At 61.8% G+C, this 24,012-nt stretch carries 17 protein-coding genes; 10 read left to right on the top strand and 7 right to left on the bottom strand.

What is annotated here, in order from left to right; translation table 11 throughout:
- Positions 1 to 80: 80 nt before the first annotated feature.
- The 5 genes from rlmF to AB7M32_RS27370 all read right to left on the bottom strand — a co-directional run bounded on the left by rlmF (position 81) and on the right by AB7M32_RS27370 (position 6,795).
- A complete protein-coding gene (rlmF, locus tag AB7M32_RS27390; protein ID WP_454251953.1) occupies positions 81 to 1,106 on the bottom strand; it encodes a 23S rRNA (adenine(1618)-N(6))-methyltransferase RlmF in 1,026 nt (341 codons plus the stop codon).
- Between the two features lie 254 nt (positions 1,107 to 1,360).
- Positions 1,361 to 4,207, bottom strand: a complete 2,847-nt coding sequence (locus AB7M32_RS27385) for a valine--tRNA ligase (protein WP_454251952.1) — start codon at positions 4,205 to 4,207, stop codon at positions 1,361 to 1,363.
- A 234-nt stretch (positions 4,208 to 4,441) separates the two neighbouring features.
- Positions 4,442 to 4,807, bottom strand: a complete 366-nt coding sequence (locus AB7M32_RS27380; RefSeq protein ID WP_072408968.1) for a DNA polymerase III subunit chi — start codon at positions 4,805 to 4,807, stop codon at positions 4,442 to 4,444.
- Positions 4,808 to 4,815: 8 nt separating this feature from the next.
- Positions 4,816 to 5,244, bottom strand: coding sequence for a DNA polymerase III subunit chi (locus tag AB7M32_RS27375; protein ID WP_072408970.1), 429 nt, complete (start codon positions 5,242 to 5,244; stop codon positions 4,816 to 4,818).
- 60 nt (positions 5,245 to 5,304) lie between these two features.
- Entirely contained in the window at positions 5,305 to 6,795 is a 1,491-nt protein-coding gene (locus AB7M32_RS27370; RefSeq protein WP_454251951.1) for a leucyl aminopeptidase, read from the bottom strand.
- Between the two features lie 457 nt (positions 6,796 to 7,252).
- Between AB7M32_RS27370 and lptF the strand changes: the two genes are divergently transcribed.
- From lptF to pdxJ, 8 genes are all read left to right on the top strand, one after another.
- Entirely contained in the window at positions 7,253 to 8,374 is a 1,122-nt protein-coding gene (gene lptF, locus AB7M32_RS27365) for an LPS export ABC transporter permease LptF (RefSeq protein WP_072345612.1), read from the top strand.
- Positions 8,367 to 9,428: an LPS export ABC transporter permease LptG gene (gene lptG, locus AB7M32_RS27360; protein ID WP_072408974.1), complete on the top strand. Its 1,062-nt coding sequence runs from the start codon at positions 8,367 to 8,369 to the stop codon at positions 9,426 to 9,428. Before lptF ends, lptG begins: the two co-directional genes overlap by 8 nt.
- Before the next feature lie 228 nt (positions 9,429 to 9,656).
- Positions 9,657 to 11,456, top strand: coding sequence for a translation elongation factor 4 (gene lepA / locus AB7M32_RS27355; RefSeq protein ID WP_192262208.1), 1,800 nt, complete (start codon positions 9,657 to 9,659; stop codon positions 11,454 to 11,456).
- 5 nt (positions 11,457 to 11,461) lie between these two features.
- Positions 11,462 to 12,316 carry a signal peptidase I gene (lepB, locus tag AB7M32_RS27350; RefSeq protein ID WP_072408976.1) on the top strand — a complete coding sequence of 285 codons (855 nt, stop codon included), beginning with the start codon at positions 11,462 to 11,464 and terminating at the stop codon, positions 12,314 to 12,316.
- Between the two features lie 184 nt (positions 12,317 to 12,500).
- Positions 12,501 to 13,190 (top strand): ribonuclease III, encoded by a 690-nt coding sequence (rnc, locus tag AB7M32_RS27345; protein ID WP_060740811.1) that lies wholly within the window; start codon positions 12,501 to 12,503, stop codon positions 13,188 to 13,190.
- The gene (era, locus tag AB7M32_RS27340) at positions 13,183 to 14,085 is read left to right on the top strand and encodes a GTPase Era (protein WP_072345611.1); all 903 of its coding nucleotides are present in this window, start codon (positions 13,183 to 13,185) and stop codon (positions 14,083 to 14,085) included. Before rnc ends, era begins: the two co-directional genes overlap by 8 nt.
- A gap of 170 nt (positions 14,086 to 14,255) precedes the next feature.
- Complete coding sequence (recO, locus tag AB7M32_RS27335; RefSeq protein WP_454251950.1) at positions 14,256 to 14,945, top strand: DNA repair protein RecO; 690 nt, start codon at positions 14,256 to 14,258, stop codon at positions 14,943 to 14,945.
- Between the two features lie 49 nt (positions 14,946 to 14,994).
- A complete protein-coding gene (pdxJ, locus tag AB7M32_RS27330) occupies positions 14,995 to 15,738 on the top strand; it encodes a pyridoxine 5'-phosphate synthase (protein WP_072408980.1) in 744 nt (247 codons plus the stop codon).
- 125 nt (positions 15,739 to 15,863) lie between these two features.
- On the opposite strand, the gene mltF is transcribed toward pdxJ, so the two are convergent.
- Positions 15,864 to 17,324, bottom strand: a complete 1,461-nt coding sequence (gene mltF / locus AB7M32_RS27325; RefSeq protein ID WP_072408982.1) for a membrane-bound lytic murein transglycosylase MltF — start codon at positions 17,322 to 17,324, stop codon at positions 15,864 to 15,866.
- Positions 17,325 to 17,612: 288 nt separating this feature from the next.
- Between mltF and purL the strand changes: the two genes are divergently transcribed.
- Entirely contained in the window at positions 17,613 to 21,509 is a 3,897-nt protein-coding gene (gene purL, locus AB7M32_RS27320) for a phosphoribosylformylglycinamidine synthase (protein ID WP_454251949.1), read from the top strand.
- 4 nt (positions 21,510 to 21,513) lie between these two features.
- Positions 21,514 to 21,825 (top strand): NGG1p interacting factor NIF3, encoded by a 312-nt coding sequence (locus AB7M32_RS27315; RefSeq protein WP_454251948.1) that lies wholly within the window; start codon positions 21,514 to 21,516, stop codon positions 21,823 to 21,825.
- A 275-nt stretch (positions 21,826 to 22,100) separates the two neighbouring features.
- Here AB7M32_RS27315 and AB7M32_RS27310 read toward each other — a convergent pair whose 3' ends face one another.
- A complete protein-coding gene (locus AB7M32_RS27310; RefSeq protein ID WP_454251947.1) occupies positions 22,101 to 23,183 on the bottom strand; it encodes a scabin-related ADP-ribosyltransferase in 1,083 nt (360 codons plus the stop codon).
- Positions 23,184 to 24,012: the final 829 nt, after the last annotated feature.

Here is a 24,012-nt window from a genome sequence, read left to right as displayed (position 1 = left end):
TTGGAAAAAGTGGTCTGTGGTGAGGGGATAAAATCCCTTTGCCAAAGCTCCCTCGCCACAGGAGTGGGCGTTATGCCGATTCAGCCCTTACGGACCCAGCGCGCCTGGCGCCAGGCCTGTTGCTGCGCCTCGGTCTGGAAGGTCCAGGCCACGAAACGACTCTGCTTCTGGCCCTGGGACATCTCCACCACGTGGCTGTGCAGCGCCCCAGCTTTTTTCAGCGCTGCCTGAATCGCCGGCAGGTTCGAAGCCTTCGACACCAGCGTACTGAACCACAGCACTTGCTGGGCCAGCTGCGCGCTTTCGCTGATCAGCTGTGTGACGAACCGAGCTTCCCCACCCTCGCACCATAGTTCGGCTGCCTGGCCGCCGAAGTTCAGCACCGGCAGTTTGCGTTTCGGATCGGCCTTGCCCAGCGCCCGCCATTTGCGCTGGCTGCCCTTGGTGGCTTCCTCCAGGGACGCGTGGAACGGTGGATTGCACATGGTCAGGTCGAACCGCTCGGCGTCCTCCAGCAAGCCCAGCAAGATCTGCTTGCGGTTGGCTTGCTGGCGAAGCTGGATAGCCTTGTTCAGCCCGTTGGACTGGACAATGGCCTTTGCCGAGGCGATGGCCGTCGGGTCGATCTCCGAGCCGAGGAAGTGCCAGCGGTAGTCGCTGTAGCCGATCAGCGGATAGACGCAGTTGGCGCCCGTGCCGATGTCCAGCACCTTCACTGCCGCACCCCGAGGGATCTCGCCTTCGTTATGGCTGGCGAGCAAATCGGCGAGGAAATGCACATAGTCGGCGCGGCCGGGCACCGGCGGGCACAGGTAATCGGCCGGAATGTCCCAATGGGCGATGCCATAGAAGGATTTGAGCAGCGCCCGGTTGAACACCCGCACCGCGTCGGGGCTGGCGAAGTCGATGCTTTCCTTGCCATACGGGTTGATGATCACGAACTTGGCCAATTCAGGCGTGGACTTGATCAACGCCGGGAAGTCGTAGCGGCCCTGGTGACGGTTACGCGGGTGCAGGCTGGCCTTCTCTCGCGGCGCCACAGGTTTGGCCTCGGTGGCGGGCTTGGGCTTCTGGCGGACAGGTTTTGGGGAGCGCGGGGCAGTCATGGGCGGGTCGATTCGGGGATGGCTCAAAAAGTGGCGGGTATTGTCCCACATCCAGACTGGTCTTGATGACTGCGCAGTTCAAATGTGGGAGCGAGCTTGCTCGCGATGGCGGCGACACATCCAGCATTGATGCAAGCTGACCCTCCGCTATCGCGAGCAAGCTCGCTCCCACAGGGGGGCTCAGCACGAGTAGGAAAGTGCCAGGCAGAAAAAAGGAGGCCACCAGGGCCTCCCTCTTCAGTGACGAACCGCCGTTACAGGCTGGAGATCCGCGCATGCTGCTCGGCCAGCTTGCCCAGGGCCTGTTCGGCCTCGGCCAGTTTGGCCCGTTCCTTCTCGATGACTTCGGCCGGGGCCTTGTCGACGAAACCGGCGTTGGACAGCTTGCCGCCGACCCGCTGCACTTCGCCTTTGAGGCGCAGGATCTCCTTGTCCAGGCGCGCCAGTTCGGCGGCCTTGTCGATCAGGCCGGCCATCGGCACCAGTACTTCCATCTCGCCGACCAGGGCGGTGGCCGACAGTGGCGCTTCTTCGCCGGCGGCCAGCACCGTCACCGACTCGAGCTTCGCCAGCTTCTTGAGCAGCGCTTCGTTTTCGTTGAGGCGGCGCAGGTCTTCGGCGCTGGCATTCTTCAGGAACAGGGTCAGCGGCTTGCCCGGGCCGATGTTCATTTCGGCGCGGATGTTACGCAGGCCCAGCATGAAGGTCTTGAGCCATTCGATGTCGTCCTCGGCTGCCGGATCGATGCGGGTCTCGTTGGCCACCGGCCACGGTTGCAGCATGATCGTCTTGCCCTGGATGCCCGCCAGCGGTGCGATGCGCTGCCAGATTTCCTCGGTGATGAACGGCATGAACGGATGCGCCAGGCGCAAGGCCACTTCCAGCACGCGAACCAGGGTGCGGCGGGTGCCGCGCTGGCGCTCGACCGGTGCGTTTTCGTCCCACAGCACCGGCTTGGACAGCTCCAGGTACCAGTCGCAGTACTGGTTCCAGATGAACTCGTACAAGGCTTGTGCGGCCAGGTCGAAACGGAACTGGTCCAGTTGGCGGGTCACTTCGGCTTCGGTGCGTTGCAACTGGGAAATGATCCAGCGATCGGCCAGGGTCAGTTCGTAGGCTTCGCCGTTCTGCCCGCAGTCTTCGCCTTTATCCAGCACGTAGCGCGCGGCGTTCCAGATCTTGTTGCAGAAGTTGCGATAGCCTTCGACGCGACCCATGTCGAACTTGATGTCGCGACCGGTGGACGCCAGCGAGCAGAAGGTGAAACGCAGGGCATCGGTGCCGTAGCTGGCGATGCCCTCGGCGAATTCTTCGCGGGTGGCCTTCTCGATCTTCTTCGCCAGTTTCGGCTGCATGAGGCCGGAGGTGCGTTTCTGCACCAGGGTTTCCAGGTCGATGCCGTCGATGATGTCCAGCGGGTCCAGGACGTTGCCCTTGGACTTGGACATCTTCTGGCCCTGGCCGTCGCGCACCAGGCCGTGGACGTAGACCGTCTTGAACGGCACTTGCGGGGTGCCGTCCTCATTCTTCACCAGGTGCATGGTCAGCATGATCATCCGGGCGACCCAGAAGAAAATGATGTCGAAACCGGTGACCAGCACGTCGGTGGAGTGGAATTTCTTCAGGAACTCGGTCTGCTGCGGCCAGCCCAGGGTCGAGAAGGTCCACAGGCCCGAGCTGAACCAGGTGTCGAGGACGTCGTTGTCCTGCGCCAGGGCGATGTCCGGACCGAGGTTGTGCTTGGCGCGGACTTCGGCTTCATCGCGACCGACATAGACCTTGCCCGATTCGTCGTACCAGGCCGGAATGCGATGGCCCCACCACAGCTGACGGCTGATGCACCAATCCTGGATGTCGCGCATCCACGAGAAGTACATGTTTTCGTATTGCTTGGGCACGAACTGGATGCGGCCGTCTTCCACGGCGGCAATCGCCGGCTCGGCCAGCGGCTTGGTGGACACGTACCACTGGTCGGTCAGCCACGGCTCGATGATGGTGCCGGAGCGGTCGCCTTTCGGGACCTTCAGGGCGTGATCGTCGACGCTGACCAGCAGGCCAGCGGCCTCGAATGCCGCGACGATCTGCTTGCGCGCCTCGAAACGGTCCAGGCCGGCGTATTCGGCCGGCAGCGTGCCGTCGACGCTTTCGTTCAGCGTGCCGTCGAGGTTGAACACCTGGGCCGCCGGCAGCACGTTGGCGTTCTTGTCGAAAATGTTCAGCAGCGGCAGGTTGTGGCGCTTGCCGACTTCGTAGTCGTTGAAGTCGTGGGCCGGGGTGATTTTCACGCAGCCGGTGCCGAATTCAGGGTCGCAGTAATCGTCCCCGATGATCGGGATGCGCCGGCCAACCAAAGGCAGTTCCACGAACTTGCCAATCAGGGCCTTGTAGCGCTCATCGTTAGGGTTCACCGCCACGGCGGCATCACCGAGCATGGTTTCCGGGCGTGTGGTGGCGACGATCAAGCAATCCTGGCCTTCGGCGGTCTTGGCGCCGTCGGCCAGGGGGTACTTGAGGTTCCACAGGAAACCTTTCTCGTCGTGGTTCTCCACTTCGAGGTCGGAAATGGCCGTGTGCAACTTGGTGTCCCAGTTGACCAGACGCTTGCCGCGATAGATCAGCCCGTCTTCATGCAGGCGCACGAAGGCTTCCTTCACCGCTTCCGAAAGACCGTCGTCCATGGTGAAGCGCTCGCGGCTCCAGTCCACGGACGAGCCGAGGCGACGGATCTGGCGGCTGATGTTGCCACCGGACTCGTCTTTCCATTCCCAGACTTTCTCGAGGAATTTCTCGCGACCCAGGTCGTGGCGATTCTGGCCTTGGGCTTCGAGGCGGCGTTCTACCAGCATCTGCGTGGCGATACCGGCATGGTCGGTGCCCGGCTGCCACAAGGTGTTGCGGCCTTGCATGCGACGGAAACGGATCAGGGCGTCCATGATCGCGTTGTTGAAGCCGTGGCCCATGTGCAGGCTGCCGGTGACATTCGGCGGCGGGATCATGATGGTGTAGGAATCGCCCGCGCCTTGCGGAGCGAAATAATTCTCGGACTCCCAGGTGTTGTACCAGGAAGTTTCAATGGCGTGCGGCTGGTAGGTCTTATCCATGCGCGGCGGGACCCTATTGGCATTTATTCAGGAAAAGCCGGGAAGTATAGCGGGCGGGGCTGGTGCAAGCCACAAGCTGCGAGCGAGAAGCCGGATGGAGGAGCGCAGTTGAACCCTGTGGGAGCGAGCTTGCTCGCGATGGGGCCGGCACATTCAATACCTATGCAGGCTGAGCCACCGCTATCGCGAGCAAGCTCGCTCCCACAGGAAGTGCAATCAGTCAGGCGTCGGAGGTTACTCGTAGTGGCTCAGCAACCGCTCCATCCGCGCATCCAGCCGGCGCTTGATCTCGGTTTCGATGTGGGGGGCGAAGTCGTCGATGACGTCTTGCATGATCAACTGTGCCGCAGCGCGTAATTCGCGGTCCAGGTGCAGCAGGGCGTCGGGGCCCTTGGCTTCGGCCTTGGCGGCAGGCTCGGGTTCAGGCTGGCCGTTGATCGGATCGAACAGCAGGGGGATCTGCTCGTCATGCACCGGCTCGGGCACGACCGTGTCGGTCAACAGCGGTGGCTGCAGGTTGTCGTCGCCGAGCAACTGGCGGATCGACTCGAGGTCATCCAGCAGGTGCGCGGGCTTTTGTGGCGATTTTGGAGTGTCCATCGTAGGGCTCAGAGTCGCTGTAAACGGTGGTCTTGCAGAGGATAGCCCTGTTCGCGGTAGAAACGGAAACTCTCCCGCGCGGCTTGTCGGATGGCCGGGTCTTCCACCACCACTTCCGCCACACGGGCGAAGCGTTGGGCAAAGGCCGGTACTTTCAGGTCGAGGTTGACCAGCAGGTCCTGGTGCTGGCCGCAGTCATCTCCCAGCCCCAGCACGATCAGCCCCTCGGGTTCGCTTTCGGCCGGGCCGTGGGGCACGAAACTCTCGCCCTTGAACGCCCACAGGCGTGCGTCCAGGTCATCGCGCTGGGCGGCATCGCTGCAATGCAGGTAAATGCGGTGCCCCATGCGCCAGGCTTTTTCGACGAGCTTGCAGGCGAAATCCAGCCGCGCCGACGGATCGGCGCTGGGCAGGATATAGAAATCGACTTTGGTCATTGCGGTTCCTGAGCCGCCGTTGGCGCCACCCGAGGGCGACGCCGACGACGGTCATTGGTGTCAGGCCTTGGCGCGGTCCAGCAGGTACTGGGTCAGCAGGGGCACTGGGCGACCGGTGGCGCCTTTGTCCTTGCCGCCGCTGGTCCAGGCCGTGCCGGCGATGTCCAGGTGCGCCCAGTTCAGGTTCTTGGTGAAGCGCGACAGGAAGCACGCCGCGGTGATGGTCCCGGCTTTCGGGCCGCCGATGTTGGCGATGTCGGCGAACGGGCTGTCCAGTTGTTCCTGGTACTCGTCGAACAACGGCAACTGCCAGGCGCGATCGTCGGCTTGCTGGCCGGCGCTGAGCAATTGGCTGATCAGTTCATCGTTGTTGCCCAGCAGGCCCGAGGTGTGGGCACCGAGGGCGACGACGCAGGCGCCGGTCAGGGTCGCGATGTCGATCACCGCTTGCGGCTTGAAGCGCTCGGAGTAGGTCAGGGCGTCACACAGCACCAGGCGGCCTTCGGCATCGGTGTTGAGGATTTCCACGGTCTGGCCGCTCATGGTGGTGACGATGTCGCCCGGACGCGAGGCCGTGCCGCTGGGCATGTTCTCGGCGCAGGCCAGGATGCACACCAGGTTGATCGGCAGCTGCAGTTCGAGCACGGCGCGCAGGGTGCCGAACACGCTCGCGGCGCCGCCCATGTCGTACTTCATTTCATCCATGCCGGCGCCTGGCTTGAGACTGATGCCGCCGGTGTCGAAGGTGATGCCCTTGCCGACCAGTGCGTATGGCTTCTCGGACTTCTTGCCGCCGTTGTATTGCATGACGATCAGGCGCGGCGGCTGGGCGCTGCCCTGGCCGACGGAGTAGAACGAGCCCATGCCCAGGTCCTTGATCTTCTTTTCGTCGAAGACCTCGACTTTCAGACCCTTGAATTCCTTGCCCAAGGCCTTGGCCTGTTCACCCATGAACGTCGGGTGGCAGATGTTCGGCGGCAGGTTGCCCAGGTCACGGGTGAAGGCCATGCCGTTGGCAATCGCGGTGGCGTGGGTCACGGCGCGCTGGACTTCAGCCTGGGCGGCCTTGATGGTCAGCAGGGTGATTTTCTTCAGGGCGCGGGGTTGGGCTTTCTCGCTCTTGAACTGGTCGAACTGGTATTCGCCGTCCACCAGGGTTTCAGCCAGCAGGCGGTTCTTGCCGTAGCTGTCGCGACCCTTGACCACCAACTCGTCCAACGCCAAGACAGCATCGGTGCCGCCCAGGCCCTTGAGGGTGCCCAACACGCCGGCGATGATTTTACGGAACGGACGGTCGCCCAGTTCGGCGTCCTTGCCCACGCCCACCAGCAGCACCCGATCGGCCTTGAGGTTGGGCAGGCTGTGCAGCAACAGGCTCTGGCCGACCTTGCCGGCCAGGTCGCCGCGCTTGAGCACGGCGCTGATGGCACCGCCGCTCAGGCTGTCGAGCTGGGTGGCGACGACGCCGAGCTTGCGGTTTTCACCGACGGCAACCACCAGCGTGGCGGTTTTCAACGTTTCTGGGCTGACGCTTTTTACAACCAGTTCCATGTCCGGATCCCTGAGTGAATGGTCAAGAGGCCAGGCGCCGACACAATGGCGCGCTGAGCGAGCTTCTTCTATATAAAGAAACGCCGGTGTTTGCCGGCGACAAAGGCCGCAGTTTGAACCTCGGCGCCTGAGCCTGACAACCCTCGACGGCGCTAACTTTTGGCTTTAAGCACCGGTTTAAAGCGTGCGAAGTGACAGGCGCCTCCAATCACAGGATAATGCGGCTCTTTTTTCGGCGGTTCGCGTTGGCGGACCGGCTCGATACGTTTGCTTGTTTGGCCGCCTTAAGGGTTTGTATGAAAAGTCGCCGAGCGGCGATCAGGCAAGGCGAAAACAGGCGAGGAAGCGGAGTTGACTGGCTGTCAATGCGCATTCCGAGCCAGTTTTCAACGCTGCATGATCGTCGCGCAGGCACTTTTCATACAAAACCCAGCCTGACAACCCTGGAGTGTCTGGTGTGATCGTTTTTCGTTATCTATCCCGCGAAGTCCTGCTGACCCTGAGCGCCGTGAGCGCCGTGCTGCTGGTCATCATCATGAGCGGACGCTTCATCAAATACCTTGCCCAGGCGGCCTCCGGCGCCCTGGATCCGGGCTCCCTGTTCCTGATCATGGGGTTCCGCCTGCCGGGCTTCCTGCAACTGATCCTGCCGCTGGGGTTGTTCCTCGGCATTTTGCTGGCCTATGGGCGCCTGTACCTGGACAGCGAAATGACTGTGCTGTCGGCCACGGGCATGAGCCAGCAACGGCTGTTTCGCATGACCCTGTTCCCGGCCACATTGGTGGCGCTGGTGGTGGCCTGGCTGAGCCTGAGCCTGTCGCCCCAGGGCGCCAACCAATTCCAACTGCTGATCAACCAGCAGGACGCCATGACCGAATTCGACACCCTGGTGCCAGGGCGTTTCCAGGCCCTGCGCGACGGTACGCGGGTGACCTACACCGAACAGCTCTCGGATGACCGGATCGACCTGGGCGGCGTCTTCATTACGCAAAAGAACCTGTCTTCGGACACCAAGAAGGACCGTGGCATTTCCGTGCTGGTGGCCGAGAAGGGTCGGCAGGAAATCAACCCAGACGGCAACCGCTACCTGATCCTGCACAATGGCTATCGCTACGATGGCAAGCCGGGGCAGGCCGACTACCGGGCCATCAAGTACGACACCTATGGCGTGCTGTTGCCCAAGCCCGAGGTCAGCGACGAAGTCACCGATCGCGACGCGATGCCGACCGCCAGCCTGCTGGGCAACAAGGACATTCGTGCCCGCACCGAGCTGCAATGGCGCCTGTCGTTGCCGCTGCTGGTGTTCATCGTGACACTCATGGCGGTCCCGTTGTCGCGGGTCAACCCGCGCCAGGGCCGTTTCCTCAAGTTGCTGCCGGCGATTCTCCTGTATATGGCTTACCTGACCATCCTGATTTCCGCCCGCGGCGCCCTGGAGAAGGGCAAGATCCCGCCGGCGCTGGGTTTGTGGTGGGTGCATGGCATCTTCCTGGCCATCGGCCTGGGGTTGCTCTATTGGGAGCCCCTGCGCCTGAAGCTGGCCAGTCGTCGCAGCGCGCTGGAGGTGGCCCGTGGTTAAGCTCGACCGCTACATCGGCAGCAGCGTGTTCATGGCGATCCTCGCGGTGCTGGGGATCATCCTTGGCCTGGCGACCCTGTTTGCCTTCATCGATGAAATGAGCGACGTCAGCGACACCTATACCCTGACGGACGTGGCGAGCTACGTGCTGCTGACCGCGCCTCGGCGCCTGTACGACATGCTGCCGATGGCGGCGCTGATCGGCTGCCTGATCGGCCTGGGCAGTCTGGCCAGCAACAGCGAACTGACCATCATGCGCGCCGCAGGCGTGTCCATTGGTCGGATCGTCTGGGCGGTGATGAAGCCGATGCTGGTGCTGATGCTGGTGGGTGTGTTGATCGGCGAATACATTGCCCCGGCCACCGAGAACACCGCCCAGGCCAACCGTTCCCTGGCCCAGGGCGGCGGTGATGCGCAAAGCGCCAAGCACGGCCTGTGGCACCGCCAGGGCGACGAGTTCATCCACATCAACTCGGTCCAGCCCAATGGCATCCTCTATGGCGTGACCCGCTATCGTTTCGACGACCAGCGGCACATGCTGTCAGCGAGCTTCGCCAAGCGCGCGAATTTCGCCGAGGACCACTGGCAACTGAGTGATGTCACCACCACCCTGTTCCATGACAAACGCACCGAGGTGGTCGCCGCCCCGCAAGAGCGTTGGGACGTGTCGATCAGCCCGCAGTTGCTCAGCACTGTGGTGATGGCGCCGGAGTCGCTGTCGATTACCGGTTTGTGGGGCTATATCCACTACCTGGCGGACCAGGGCCTGAACAATGGCCGCTACTGGCTGGCTTTTTGGGTCAAGGTGTTGCAACCGCTGGTCACCGCCGCCCTGGTGTTGATGGCGATTTCCTTCATTTTCGGCCCGCTGCGTTCGGTGACCCTTGGTCAACGAGTGTTTACCGGCGTGCTGGTGGGCTTCACCTTCCGTATCGCCCAGGATCTGCTGGGGCCGTCGAGCCTGGTGTTTGGTTTCTCGCCGCTGTTTGCGGTGCTGGTCCCCGCGGCTGTCTGCGCGTTGGCCGGGCTCTGGTTGCTGCGCAGGGCGGGTTGACCCCAATTCTTGTGGCGAGCAGGCTTCATGTGGCGAGGGGATTTATCCCCGTTGGACTGCGCAGCAGTCCCCAGCATCCTCCCTGGCGCATCGCCAGGGCTGATAGGTCCAGGGCTGCTTCGCAGCCCAGCGGGGATAAATCCCCTCGCCACAATGGCGTCTGTATCAGGTACAATTCCCGGCTATTTTTCGGCGGGCCATGCCTGCAGCCTTTTTGAGTGTTGATCCGTGAGTGATTTGAGTCATATCCGCAATTTCTCCATCATCGCCCACATTGACCATGGCAAGTCGACGCTGGCTGATCGCTTCATCCAGATGTGCGGCGGCCTGGCCGAGCGTGAAATGGAAGCCCAGGTCCTGGACTCCATGGACCTCGAGCGTGAGCGCGGGATCACCATCAAGGCCCACAGCGTTACTCTCTATTACAAGGCCCGCGACGGCGTCACTTATCAGTTGAACTTCATCGATACCCCGGGCCACGTCGACTTCACCTATGAAGTCAGCCGCTCGCTGGCGGCCTGTGAAGGGGCGTTGCTGGTGGTCGATGCCGGCCAGGGCGTCGAGGCCCAGTCGGTTGCCAACTGCTATACGGCCATCGAGCAGGGTCTGGAAGTCATGCCGGTGCTGAACAAGATCGACCTGCCCCAGGCCGATCCGGACCGCGTGAAGGAAGAAATCGAGAAAATCATCGGCATCGACGCCACCGACGCGGTCACCTGCAGCGCCAAGACCGGCCTGGGCGTGGATGAAGTGCTCGAACGCCTGGTCACCACCATCCCCGCGCCAACCGGCAACATCGAAGATCCGCTGCAAGCGTTGATCATCGACTCCTGGTTCGACAACTACCTGGGCGTGGTCTCCCTGGTTCGCGTGCGCCATGGCCGCGTGAGGAAGGGCGACAAGATCCTGGTCAAGTCCACCGGCAAGATCCACCTGGTGGACAGCGTCGGGGTCTTCAACCCGAAACATACCGCCACCGTCGACCTGAAGGCCGGCGAAGTGGGCTTCATCATCGCCGGCATCAAGGACATCCACGGGGCGCCGGTCGGCGATACCCTGACCTTGAGCTCCACCCCCGACGTCGATGTGCTGCCCGGTTTCAAGCGTATCCAGCCGCAGGTCTACGCCGGCCTGTTCCCGGTCAGCTCCGACGACTTCGAGGATTTCCGCGAAGCCCTGCAAAAGCTGACCCTGAACGACTCGTCCCTGCAATACACCCCGGAAAGCTCCGACGCCCTGGGCTTCGGCTTCCGCTGCGGGTTCCTGGGCATGTTGCACATGGAAATCATCCAGGAGCGCCTGGAGCGCGAGTACGACCTGGACCTGATCACCACGGCGCCGACGGTAATCTTCGAGCTGCTGCTCAAGAACGGCGAAACCCTCTACGTCGACAACCCGTCCAAATTGCCGGACCTGTCGGCCATCGAAGACATGCGCGAGCCGATCGTGCGGGCCAACATCCTTGTGCCTCAAGAGCACCTGGGTAACGTCATTACCCTGTGTATCGAGAAACGCGGCGTACAACACGACATGCTGTTCCTCGGCACGCAGGTCCAGGTGACCTACGACCTGCCGATGAACGAAGTGGTGCTGGACTTCTTCGATCGTCTCAAATCCACCAGTCGCGGCTATGCTTCGCTGGACTATCATTTCGATCGTTACCAATCGGCTAATCTGGTGAAACTGGATGTGCTGATCAACGGTGAGAAAGTCGATGCCCTGGCATTGATCGTGCACCGTGACAACGCGCACTACAAAGGTCGTGCATTGACCGAGAAGATGAAGGAACTGATTCCGCGGCAGATGTTCGATGTGGCAATCCAGGCCGCCATTGGTGGGCAGATTGTGGCGCGTACAACCGTCAAGGCGCTCAGAAAGAACGTATTGGCCAAATGCTACGGCGGCGACGTCAGCCGTAAGCGCAAGCTGTTGGAAAAGCAGAAGGCCGGTAAAAAACGCATGAAGCAGGTCGGTAACGTGGAAATTCCACAGGAAGCCTTCCTTGCGGTGCTCAGGTTGGATAGTTAGGTCCTATGTCGCTAAATTTCCCGCTGTTGCTGGTTATCGCCGTGTTTGTCTGCGGCCTGTTGGCGTTGCTTGATCTGTTGTTCCTGGCGCCTCGGCGCCGGGCGGCCATCGCCTCTTATCAGGGCAGCGTCAGCCAGCCTGATGGTGTGGTGATCGAAAAGCTCAGCAAGGAACCGCTGCTGGTCGAATACGGCAAGTCGTTCTTCCCGGTGCTGTTCATCGTCCTGGTGCTGCGCTCGTTCCTGGTGGAACCGTTCCAGATTCCGTCCGGTTCGATGAAGCCGACCCTGGATGTGGGCGATTTCATTCTGGTGAACAAGTTCTCCTACGGAATCCGCCTGCCGGTGATCGACAAGAAAGTCATCGAGGTGGGTGATCCGCAACGCGGCGATGTCATGGTGTTCCGCTTCCCGAGCGACCCGAACGTCAACTACATCAAGCGCGTGGTCGGCTTGCCAGGCGACACGATCCGCTACACTGCCGACAAGCGTCTGTTCGTCAATGGCGAATCAGTGGCCGAACAATTGCTTGGCTCCGAGCCGGGTACGTTGGGCAGTGCCGAACTCTACCGGGAAAAACTCGGCGAGGCCGAACACCTGATCCGCAAGGAAATGAGCCGCTACCGCGCAACGCCGGACCGTTCGTGGACCGTGCCGGCGGGGCACTATTTCATGATGGGTGACAACCGCGACAACTCCAACGACAGCCGTTACTGGGATGATCCGAACATTCCCAAGGACCTGCTGGGCATGGTCCCGGACCGGAACATCGTCGGCAAGGCCTTTGCGGTCTGGATGAGCTGGCCGGAACCCAAACTCAGCCACCTGCCGAACTTCTCGCGGGTTGGCCTGATCAAGTAATCCCACACGGCGCTGTTGAACACAGCGCCGAATGCTTTTCTGGAGCCTGCACAAGGTTGCCCGGAGGCATGAAGCCAACGATAGTCAGGACGTCATTTTTGAACACAGCGTTAATTGTCCCAAGCCAACGGTGCCTTGCCACCGTGGCGGTGGAATCCAGCCACGAACTCAGCGTGGGTAAACCGTGAGCGTTTCTCTAAGCCGTCTCGAGCGTCAGCTCGGCTACACCTTCAAGGACCCGGACCTGATGCTCCTGGCCCTCACTCACCGCAGTTTTGCCGGGCGCAACAACGAACGCCTGGAATTCCTTGGTGATGCCATCCTCAACTTCGTGGCCGGCGAGGCGCTGTTCGAGCGCTTCCCGCTGGCCCGCGAAGGCCAGTTGTCGCGTTTGCGCGCGCGTTTGGTAAAAGGTGAGACCCTGGCCGTACTGGCCCGTGGTTTCGACCTGGGCGAATACCTGCGCCTGGGCTCCGGTGAATTGAAAAGCGGCGGTTTCCGTCGCGAGTCGATTCTGGCCGATGCCCTGGAAGCGTTGATTGGCGCGATCTACCTGGACTCAGGCATGGACATGGCGCGCGAACGCGTGCTGGCCTGGCTGACTTCAGAGATCGACAGCCTGACGCTGGTGGATACCAACAAGGATCCGAAGACCCGTTTGCAGGAATTCCTGCAATCGCGCAGTTGCGAACTGCCGCGCTACGAAGTGGTGGATATCCAGGGTGAGCCGCATTGCCGAACCTTCTTCGTCGAATGCGAAGTTGTCCTACTGAATGAAAAAAGCCGGGGTCAGGGTGTGAGCCGTCGTATTGCCGAACAGGTAGCGGCCGCCGCAGCACTGATTGCCCTGGGCGTGGAGAATGGCAATGACTGATACAACCGTCACCCGCTGCGGCTATGTCGCCATTGTCGGTCGGCCGAACGTGGGCAAGTCCACGCTGCTGAACCACATCCTGGGCCAGAAACTGGCGATCACCTCGCGCAAGCCCCAGACCACTCGCCACAACATGCTGGGCATCAAGACTGAAGGCGCCGTGCAGGCGATCTACGTCGACACCCCGGGCATGCACAAGGGTGGCGAAAAGGCCTTGAACCGCTACATGAACAAGACTGCCTCGGCGGCGTTGAAAGACGTCGACGTGGTGATCTTCGTGGTCGACCGCACCAAATGGACCGAAGAAGACCAGATGGTCCTCGAGCGTGTCCAGTACGTCACCGGCCCGCTGATCGTGGCACTGAACAAGACCGACCGCATCGAAGACAAGGCTGAACTGATGCCGCACCTGTCCTGGTTGCAGGAACAGTTGCCCAACGCCCAGATCATCCCGATCTCTGCCCAGCACGGCCATAACCTCGACGCGCTGGAGCGGGTGATTGCCGAACACCTGCCGGAAAACGATCATTTCTTCCCTGAAGACCAGATCACCGACCGCAGCAGCCGTTTCCTCGCCGCCGAGCTGGTGCGCGAGAAAATCATGCGGCAGATGGGCGCCGAGCTGCCGTACCAGATCACGGTCGAGATCGAAGAGTTCAAGCAACAGGGCAAGACCCTGCACATTCATGCGCTGATCCTCGTCGAACGTGACGGTCAGAAGAAAATCATCATTGGCGACAAGGGCGAGCGCATCAAGCGCATCGGCACCGAGGCGCGCAAGGACATGGAGCTGCTGTTCGACTCCAAGATCATGCTCAACCTGTGGGTCAAGGTGAAGGGCGGCTGGTCCGATGACGAGCGTGCGCTGCGTTCGTTGGGTTACGGCGACCTCTGATCAGGTGGCTGGATGTACCAAGAACCTTGTGGGAGCGAGCTTGCTCGCGATGAGGGCCTGATATTCAACATGGATGTTGACTGACAGACCGCTATCGCGAGCAAGCTCGCTCCCACATTGGTTTGGGGTTATTGAAAAACTCTGCTCGTCTATTGAGAACTCTGATTTCCATGCCCCCAGCCCAACCCACCGGCCAGCCCGCCTACGTCCTCCACAGCCGCGCCTACCGCGAAAGCAGTGCCCTGGTGGACTTCCTCACGCCCCAAGGGCGGCTGCGGGCGGTGTTGCGGGGCGCGCGGGGCAAAGCCGGCACGCTGGCGCGGCCGTTCGTGCCGCTGGAAGTCGAATTTCGCGGACGGGGCGAGTTGAAGAACGTCGGGCGCATGGAAAGCAACGGCGTCGCCGCCTGGCTCAACGGCGAGGCGTTGTTCAGCGGTTTGTACCTCAATGAATTGCTGATCCGCCTGCTGCCCGCCGAAGATCCTCACCCGGCCGTCTTCGACCACTACGCCGCCACGTTGCTGGCCCTGGCCGAAGGCCGTCCGCTGGAGCCGCTGCTGCGTTCGTTCGAATGGCGGCTGCTGGATGACCTGGGCTATGGTTTCGCCTTGAGCGCCGACCTGCACGGCGCGCCCATCGCCGCCGACGGCCTCTACCGTTTGCAAGTGGATGCCGGCCTGGAGCGGGTCTACCTGCTGCAACCGGGGCTGTTCAATGGCGCCGAGCTGCTGGCCATGGCCGAGGCCGACTGGAGCGCGCCGGGTGCCTTGTCGGCGGCCAAGCGTCTGATGCGCCAAGCCCTGGCCGTGCATCTGGGCGGTCGGCCCCTGGTCAGTCGCGAGCTGTTTCGCAAGCCCTGATCAACCCGTATGCTGTGGGCCGACTATCTGTCCCTTCAGGAGCCTTTTTGTGAGCACCAGCAATCGCATTCTTCTCGGCGTGAACATCGACCATGTCGCCACCCTGCGCCAGGCCCGCGGTACGCGCTACCCGGATCCGGTCAAGGCCGCGCTGGACGCGGAAGAGGCGGGGGCCGACGGCATCACCGTGCACCTGCGTGAAGACCGTCGCCACATCCAGGAGCGCGACGTGCTGCTGCTCAAGGACGTGCTGCAGACCCGCATGAACTTCGAAATGGGCGTGACCGAAGAAATGATGGCGTTCGCTGAGCTCATCCGCCCGGCGCACATCTGCCTGGTGCCGGAGACGCGCCAGGAACTGACCACCGAAGGCGGCCTCGACGTAGCGGGGCAGGAATCGCGGATCAGCCTGGCGGTGGAACGTCTGTCGAAGATCGGTGCCGAGGTATCGCTGTTCATCGATGCCGACGAACGGCAGATCGAAGCGTCCAAGCGGGTCGGCGCCCCGGCCATCGAACTGCACACCGGTCGTTACGCTGATGCCGAAACCCCCACCGACGTGGCTGACGAGCTGCAACGGGTCGCCGATGGCGTTGCCTTTGGCCTGGCCCAGGGCTTGATCGTCAACGCCGGCCATGGCCTGCACTACCACAACGTCGAAGCCGTCGCGGCCATCAAGGGCATCAACGAGCTGAACATCGGCCACGCGCTGGTGGCCCATGCGTTGTTCGTCGGGTTCAAGTCGGCGGTGGCGGAAATGAAAGCGCTGATCCTGGCTGCCGCCAAGTCCTGACCGCAGCCACCATCCCCTGTGGGAGCGAGCTTGCTCGCGATGAGGGCCTGACCTTCAGCATTGATGTTGACTGTCAGTCCGCTATCGCGAGCAAGCTCGCTCCCACAGAGGATGTGGTGACTTAATTAAAGCTGCGGGGATTCCTGGTTCGGCTTGCTCTTGTCCACGCCCGGCACGTGCAGGTTGCCCTCGGCCACCTGGTCGCCTTCGAGCTGTGGCTGCGTGACCCAGGTCAGGATGTCGTAGTAGCGGCGGATGTTCGCCACGAAATGCACCGGTTCGCCGCCCCGGGCGTAGCCGTAGCGGGTCTTGCTGTACCACTGTTTCTGAGACAAGCGTGGCAGGATCTTCTTCACATCCAGCCACTTGTCCGGGTTCAGTCCTTCCTTGGCCGCCAGTTTGCGGGCGTCGTCCAGGTGGCCGCTGCCAACGTTGTAGGCAGCCAGGGCGAACCAGGTGCGGTCGGGCTCCTCGATGCTTTCGTCCAGTTGGTCCTTCATGTAGGCCAGGTACTTGGCGCCGCCCATGATGCTTTGCTTCGGGTCCAGGCGGTTGGACACGCCCATGGCCTGGGCGGTGTTCTGGGTCAGCATCATCAGGCCGCGCACGCCGGTCTTGGACGTGACTGCCGGTTGCCACAGCGACTCCTGATAGCCGATCGCGGCCAGCAGGCGCCAATCGACTTTTTCCTGCTTGGCGTAGGCCTTGAAGTGCTGTTCGTATTTGGGCAGGCGTTGTTGCAGGTGCTGGGCGAACGTGGTGGCGCCCATGTAGCCGAGGACATCGACATGGCCGTAGTAGCGGTCCTTGAGGCGTTGCAGCGTGCCGTTCTTCTGCACTTTGTCGAGGTAGCTGTTGATCTCGTTGAGCAGGCTGTTGTCTTCGCCAGGGGCCACTGCCCAGCTCTGGCTGCGGGCATCGCCGAGGTCGAAGGCCACGCGCACGTTGGGGAAGTACACCTGGTTCATCGCCACTTCGTTGGAGTCCACCAGGGTGAGGTCGATCTGGCCCTCGTCGACCATGCGCAGCAGGTCGACCACTTCAACCGCGTCGGACTCTTCGTATTCGATGCCCGGGTATTGCTGCTTCAACTGTGCCAGTTGTTCGGCGTGGGTGCTGCCCTTGAGCACCATGATCTTCTTGCCCGCCAGGGCCGCTGCGTCGGTGGGGCGAGACTGGCCGTTGCGGTAGATGACCTGCGGGGTGACTTCCAGGTAGGCGTGGGAAAACCGCACCTGCTTCTTGCGCTGTTCGCTGCTGACCAGGCCTGCCGCCGCCAATACCGGGCCGTTGGGCTTGCCGATCTGGCTGAACAGGTCGTCGAGGTTGTCAGCGGTCTCGATCTTCAGCTCCACCCCCAAATCGTCGGCGAAGCGCTTCACCAGCTCGTACTCGAAGCCGGTTTCACCGTTGCGATCCTGGAAGTAGGTGGCAGGGCTGTTTCGGGTAACCACCCGCAGCACGCCATCCTCCTTTACGCGCTCCAGTGTGTTGGGTTTCTCAACACAACCACTGAGCACCAGGAAGAGTCCGGTTGCGATCAGCCATTTGGCATATCGCGGACGCAAAGCCGTTGGGGAAAACATCTGCGCAGTATACGCAAACGGCCCCTACCGCCATATCTCGACAGCAAAAGGCCAGTCTGCTAGCAGTTGCAAAACATGTCCGCAACACCGGCCGGCCGTGGTGTGGCGGGCTTTGTGCCACTGAAAAATATCTCTGCGTGAACCTTGGTATGGGGGCCCAATACCCCCGCATGTGCAAAGACCGACATTCGGCCAGCACCGTGCGTGCCGTTTCGGGTGCCGTTGCCGGCGGTTTAGGCTAGAATGCACGGCCTCAAAGCACACCCCCTTCCCGAGGCTGTCCCGAAGATGTTGATCCTGCGCGGCGCTCCTGCCCTTTCTGCCTTTCGCCACAGCAAACTCCTTGAGCAACTGAGCCAAAAGGTTCCGGCTGTCAGTGGCTTGTATGCTGAATTCGCTCACTTCGCCGAAGTCACCGGCGGTTTGACCGGCGACGAACAGCAGGTGCTCGCGCGCCTTCTGAAGTACGGCCCCAGTGTTCCCGTCCAGGAGCCGGCCGGTCGCCTGTTCCTGGTGCTGCCGCGTTTCGGCACCATTTCGCCGTGGTCGAGCAAGGCCAGCGACATCGCCCGTAATTGCGGTCTGGCGAAGATCCAGCGCCTGGAGCGCGGCATTGCCTTTTATGTCACCGGTGAGTTCAGCGAGGCCGAGGCCCGGTTGATCGCCGAAGGCCTGCATGACCGCATGACCCAAGTCGTGCTGGGCAACCTGGAGCAGGCCGCGGGCCTGTTCAGCCATGCCGAGCCCAAACCGCTGACCGCCATCGATGTGCTGGGCGGCGGCCGCGCCGCGCTGGAAAAAGCCAACGCCGAACTGGGCCTGGCCCTGGCCGAAGACGAGATCGATTACCTGGTCAACGCCTTCCAGGGCTTGAAGCGCAACCCGCACGACATCGAACTGATGATGTTCGCCCAGGCCAACTCCGAGCACTGCCGCCACAAGATTTTCAACGCCAGTTGGGACATTGACGGCCAGAGCCAGGAAAAAAGCCTGTTCGGCATGATCAAGAACACCTATCAGATGCATAACGAAGGTGTGCTGTCGGCCTACAAGGACAACGCGGCGGTGATCGTCGGCAACGTTGCCGGTCGCTTCTACCCGAACCCCGAGACCCGCCAGTACGGTGCGGTCCAGGAGCCGGTGCACATCCTGATGAAGGTCGAGACCCACAACCACCCGACCGCCATTGCGCCGTTCCCGGGTGCGTCCACCGGTTCCGGTGGCGAGATCCGCGACGAAGGCGCCACCGGGCGCGGTGCCAAGCCCAAGGCCGGCCTGACCGGCTTCACCGTGTCGAACCTGCAGATCCCGGGCTTCGAACAGCCGTGGGAAAAGCCCTACGGCAAGCCTGAGCGTATCGTCAACGCCCTCGACATCATGATCGAAGGTCCCCTGGGGGGCGCGGCGTTCAACAACGAATTCGGCCGTCCGGCCCTGACCGGCTACTTCCGTACCTTCGAACAGTCCATCACCACCCCCCGTGGTGAGGAAGTCCGTGGTTACCACAAGCCGATCATGCTCGCGGGTGGCATGGGCAACATCCGCGCCGAACACGTGCAGAAAGGCGAGATCCTGGTCGGCTCCAAGCTGATCGTCCTTGGCGGCCCGGCCATGCTGATCGGCCTGGGTGGCGGCGCGGCGTCCTCCATGGCCACCGGCACCAGCTCGGCCGACCTGGACTTCGCCTCGGTCCAGCGGGAAAACCCGGAAATGGAACGCCGTTGCCAGGAAGTCATCGACCGTTGCTGGCAGTTGGGTGAACACAACCCCATCAGCTTCATCCACGACGTCGGCGCCGGCGGCCTGTCCAACGCCTTCCCGGAGCTGGTCAACGACGGCGGCCGTGGTGGTCGCTTCGAACTGCGCAACATTCCGAACGACGAGCCGGGCATGGCCCCGCACGAAATCTGGAGCAACGAATCCCAGGAACGTTACGTCCTGGCGGTCGGCCCGGCCGACTTCGAACGCTTCCAGGCCATTTGCGAACGTGAACGCTGCCCGTTCGCGGTAGTGGGTGAAGCCACCGCCGAGCCGCAACTGACCGTCACCGACAGCCACTTCGGCAACAGCCCGGTGGACATGCCGCTGGAAGTGTTGCTGGGCAAGGCCCCGCGCATGCACCGTTCGGCGGTTCGCGAAGCGGAGCTGGGCGATGATTTCGATCCGTCCACCCTCGACCTCGCCGAGTCCATCGAGCGGGTGCTGCATCACCCGGCCGTGGCGAGCAAGAGCTTCCTGATCACCATCGGCGACCGCACCATCACCGGCCTCGTGGCCCGTGACCAGATGGTCGGCCCATGGCAGGTGCCGGTGGCCGACGTGGCCGTGACCGCCACCAGCTTCGACGTCTACACCGGCGAAGCCATGGCGATGGGTGAGCGCACGCCGCTGGCGCTGCTGGATGCCCCGGCCTCGGGCCGCATGGCGATCGGCGAGACCCTGACCAACATCGCGGCTTCGCGCATCGGCAAGATTTCCGACATCAAGCTGTCGGCCAACTGGATGTCCGCCGCCGGTCATCCAGGTGAAGACGCCCGCTTGTACGACACCGTCAAGGCCGTCGGCATGGAGCTGTGCCCGGAGCTGGGCATCACCATTCCGGTGGGCAAGGACTCCATGTCCATGGCCACGCGCTGGAACGACGAAGGCGTGGACAAGAGCGTGACCTCGCCGCTGTCGCTGATCGTGACCGGTTTCGCCCCGGTCACCGACATCCGCCAGACCCTGACCCCACAACTGCGCATGGACAAGGGTACCACCGACCTGATCCTGATCGACCTGGGCCGTGGCCAGAACCGCATGGGCGCCTCGATCCTGGCCCAGGTGCACGGCAAGCTCGGCTCGCAAGCGCCGGACGTCGACGATGCCGAAGACCTGAAGGCGTTCTTCGCCGTCATCCAAGGCCTCAACGCCGACGGTCATCTGCTGGCCTACCACGACCGTTCCGACGGTGGTTTGCTGACCACCGTGGTGGAAATGGCCTTCGCCGGGCATTGCGGCCTGAGCCTGACCCTCGACAGCGTGGCCGAGTCCACGGCTGAAATCCCGGCCATCCTGTTCAACGAAGAGTTGGGCGCGGTGATCCAGGTTCGCCAGGACGCTACCCCGGACATCCTCGCCCAGTTCAGCGCCGCCGGCCTGGCCGATTGCGTCTCGGTGATCGGCCAGCCGATCAACAACGCCCATATCAACATCACCTTCAACGGCGACACCGTCTTCGAAGGCCAGCGCCGCCTGTTGCAGCGCCAGTGGGCTGAAACCAGCTACCAGATCCAGCGCCTGCGCGACAACGCCGAGTGTGCCGAGCAGGAATTCGACGCGCTGCTGGAAGAAGACAACCCGGGCCTGAGTGCCAAGCTCAGCTACGACGTCAACCACGACGTGGCGGCGCCCTACATCAAGAAAGGCATTCGCCCACAAGTGGCGGTCCTGCGCGAGCAGGGCGTCAACGGCCAGGTGGAGATGGCGGCGGCGTTCGACCGTGCCGGCTTCAACGCGATCGACGTGCACATGAGCGACATCCTGGCCGGTCGTGTCGACCTGAACGACTTCAAGGGCATGGTCGCCTGCGGCGGTTTCTCCTACGGCGACGTGCTCGGTGCCGGTGAAGGCTGGGCCAAGTCGGCGCTGTTCAACAGTCGCGCCCGCGATGCGTTCCAAGGCTTCTTCGAGCGCACCGACAGTTTCACCCTTGGCGTGTGCAACGGTTGCCAGATGATGTCCAACCTGCACGAGTTGATTCCGGGCAGCGAGTTCTGGCCGCACTTCGTGCGCAACCGTTCCGAGCAGTTCGAAGCGCGCGTGGCGATGGTCCAGGTGCAGGAATCGAACTCGATCTTCCTGCAGGGTATGGCCGGTTCGCGCATGCCGATCGCTATCGCCCACGGCGAAGGCCACGCGGAATTCGAAAGCGAAGAAGCCTTGCTCGAAGCCGACCTGTCCGGTTGCGTGTCGCTGCGTTTTGTCGACAACCACGGCAAGGTCACCGAAACCTACCCGGCCAACCCGAACGGCTCGCCGCGCGGGATCACCGGCCTGACCAGCCGCGACGGCCGTGTCACGATCATGATGCCGCACCCGGAGCGGGTGTTCCGCGCGGTGCAGAACTCGTGGCGTTCGGATGACTGGAACGAAGACGCACCTTGGATGCGCATGTTCCGTAACGCCCGCGTCTGGGTGAACTGAGGCGGTGTACAAGCTCTGCTTCTTCGTCCCGGCCAGCCACGTGGACGAGGTCAAAAGCGCCGTATTCGCTGCCGGTGGCGGGCGAATCGGCGACTATGACCACTGTGCCTGGCAAGTGTTGGGCCTGGGCCAGTTTCGCCCTTTGGACGGCAGCCAGCCGTTCATTGGCGAGGCGGGCCAGGTCGAGCAGGTCGAGGAGTGGAAGGTAGAGCTTGTCGTTGCCGATGAGCTGATTCGTGGGGTGGTGAACGCGCTGAAACAAAACCATCCCTACGAGACGCCAGCGTATGAAGTATGGCGACTGGAGGATTTTTGATCCTTCGCGCGTCGAATGAGGAACCCGCTGATTCAATCAGCGGGTTTTTTGTTTAAGAGCTAAAACCATGCCCGCCAGCGCAAGCCGATTCCCACGTTCCAGTGGATCCAGAAACTGTGGGAGCGAGCCTCCAGGGGCCGAAAATATGTGCTCGACGCCAATGAACTGTGGGAGTGGGCTTGCCCGCGAAGGCGTCGGGTCAGCTTGCATTGATGTTGGATGTACTGGCCTCTTCGCGAGCAAGCCCGCTCCCACAGGGGCTCTACCTAGCCCGTCTATTGATGCCGGTTCTCGAGTCGGCAAGCTTCCTTCTCGATGCCAATGCACTCGACTGGTTCACTGACGCCTTTCTCGAAGCGGCGGGCGTTCATCAATAGGCCTCCTTTGATACCGCCAATAAATGCGAAGGCGCCTTCACGCGAGCCGACGTTAGGTACGGACAAATCTACTGCCACGCTGTTGGGCCTAACTTCATAGACCCAGCCCCCGTTGGCGGCTTCTTGGGTTGCCCAGAACTTGGCTTCGCTATAATCGCTGAATGCCACAACGACCGATTGAGCTAGGGGGGACTCCGGCCAGATCGATTGTCGCAGATTCGGTGTCAGAGAGTTCCAGGCCCGTAGCCCTCGGGCCAGCGCATCCGCTCCCTGCGTGGGATTGATTGTCGTAGAGCCGACTGCCCAGAGGGACTGCTTGTTCGTTATCCATGCCAGGCCCTCCGGAGGCACCACTCGGTTCCACTCGATGGACATTGCAGCGATCTCCAGCCTCGTCTCGCGGCCAGTGGGTTCACGGTAGTTTGGGTTAGTTACGCATTCGGTAAAATCGGGTGCCCGGCAGGCATTTTTGATGAAGCGCCCCTTTACACCGCCTGGGAAGCTGATTTCCTCCTCGCCGGGAAAATGCCCTCCCGATAGCGGCTGATCGACGCCATGGGGGGCATTGAGTTCGTACAGCCATTCGCTGGCGTAGTGCTCGGCGATGGACTTACTGCGCGTTGTGCTGCTGTATATCGATTTTGCGATCCCGCCCCCATGACTGTACCAGTCGTATTTCCATTCATTCTCGGGGAAGCCCACGGCTTTGGGCAGTAGCCCGTCCCGGAAGGCATTGAGGCCTTGACCCGTTGTATCTCCTCGATAGAGCGTATCCATGTCGGTACGCCAGCGTAACGAGGGTACGGTCTTGCGGATATCCACGCTCGAGTCCGCGGTGACCTGCAGCCAGGCCTGATACCAGGGTTCATCTTTCTGCACCGAGTCCTGAGTAGCGGCCCAAGTATTCGGGGCCACTTGCCAGGCGCTTGCCGTTACCACGGCGACAGTCGCCACCCGTACAAAACCGTTGCTTCTACTCATGATTTGGACACCTCAGCTTGAAACGAGGACGCCAATCGAATCACATACTTCGTTACGACATATTCTTCGAATTGACAGTTTAACTACCTGTTGCGCAGTTCGATGGCGCCGCTGGGGTGCGCATCGGTTCACTGTGTGGGGATAAGGATAGTTGACTGTTCTGCGCTGTAACGTCTGATTTTGTAACAAGCGGCTCAGTTGGGTGCATTGGCGAATAATCAGGTTGTGTTGTTGGTTGTAATCCGTCTGGTTTGTCCGTTACCTGTTATTTCTGACAGTTGCTAGGTTCTGCTTGATGACCTTTAATCGAGGGTTTTGTCTTGGAGGCGCTCGCTAAATTTTCGGTTGGGTACAGATCTGGACTTGATGCAACAAGTACCGGCCTCATCGCGAGCAAGCTCGCTCCCACAAGAGGCAGGTGTCGATCACAGGTTTTGTGAACAACCATCCAGCCACTGTGGGAGCGAGCTTGCTCGCGATGAATCGAAAGATGAATACAAAAATCCCGGTAGAACACTGGGCCCGTGGTGAGGGAGCTTGCTTCCGCTGATCCGCGAAGCGGCCCTGGAACTGATGGCGCGGTACGACGAGAAACGCGAATAAACAGCTGAGGGGCTACTGTGCAGCCCAACGGGGATGAATCCCCTCGCCACAGGTGCGGTGGTCTGTCAGACGCACCGAAGTTTCCGACAAGACTTTAGGGTTGTTCCTCGGAAGCGAGGGATCTAGCCTTTGGGTGTCGCTGCCAATTCAGCGACCGGGCTTGACCGACCGAAGAATCACAGGACACCGGCCCGGACAATTTGTCCTGGGCTCCATTTATTTAAGG

Source organism: Pseudomonas sp. R151218B TE3479 (assembly GCF_053629195.1).
This window is presented reverse-complemented; position numbering and strand designations above follow the sequence as displayed.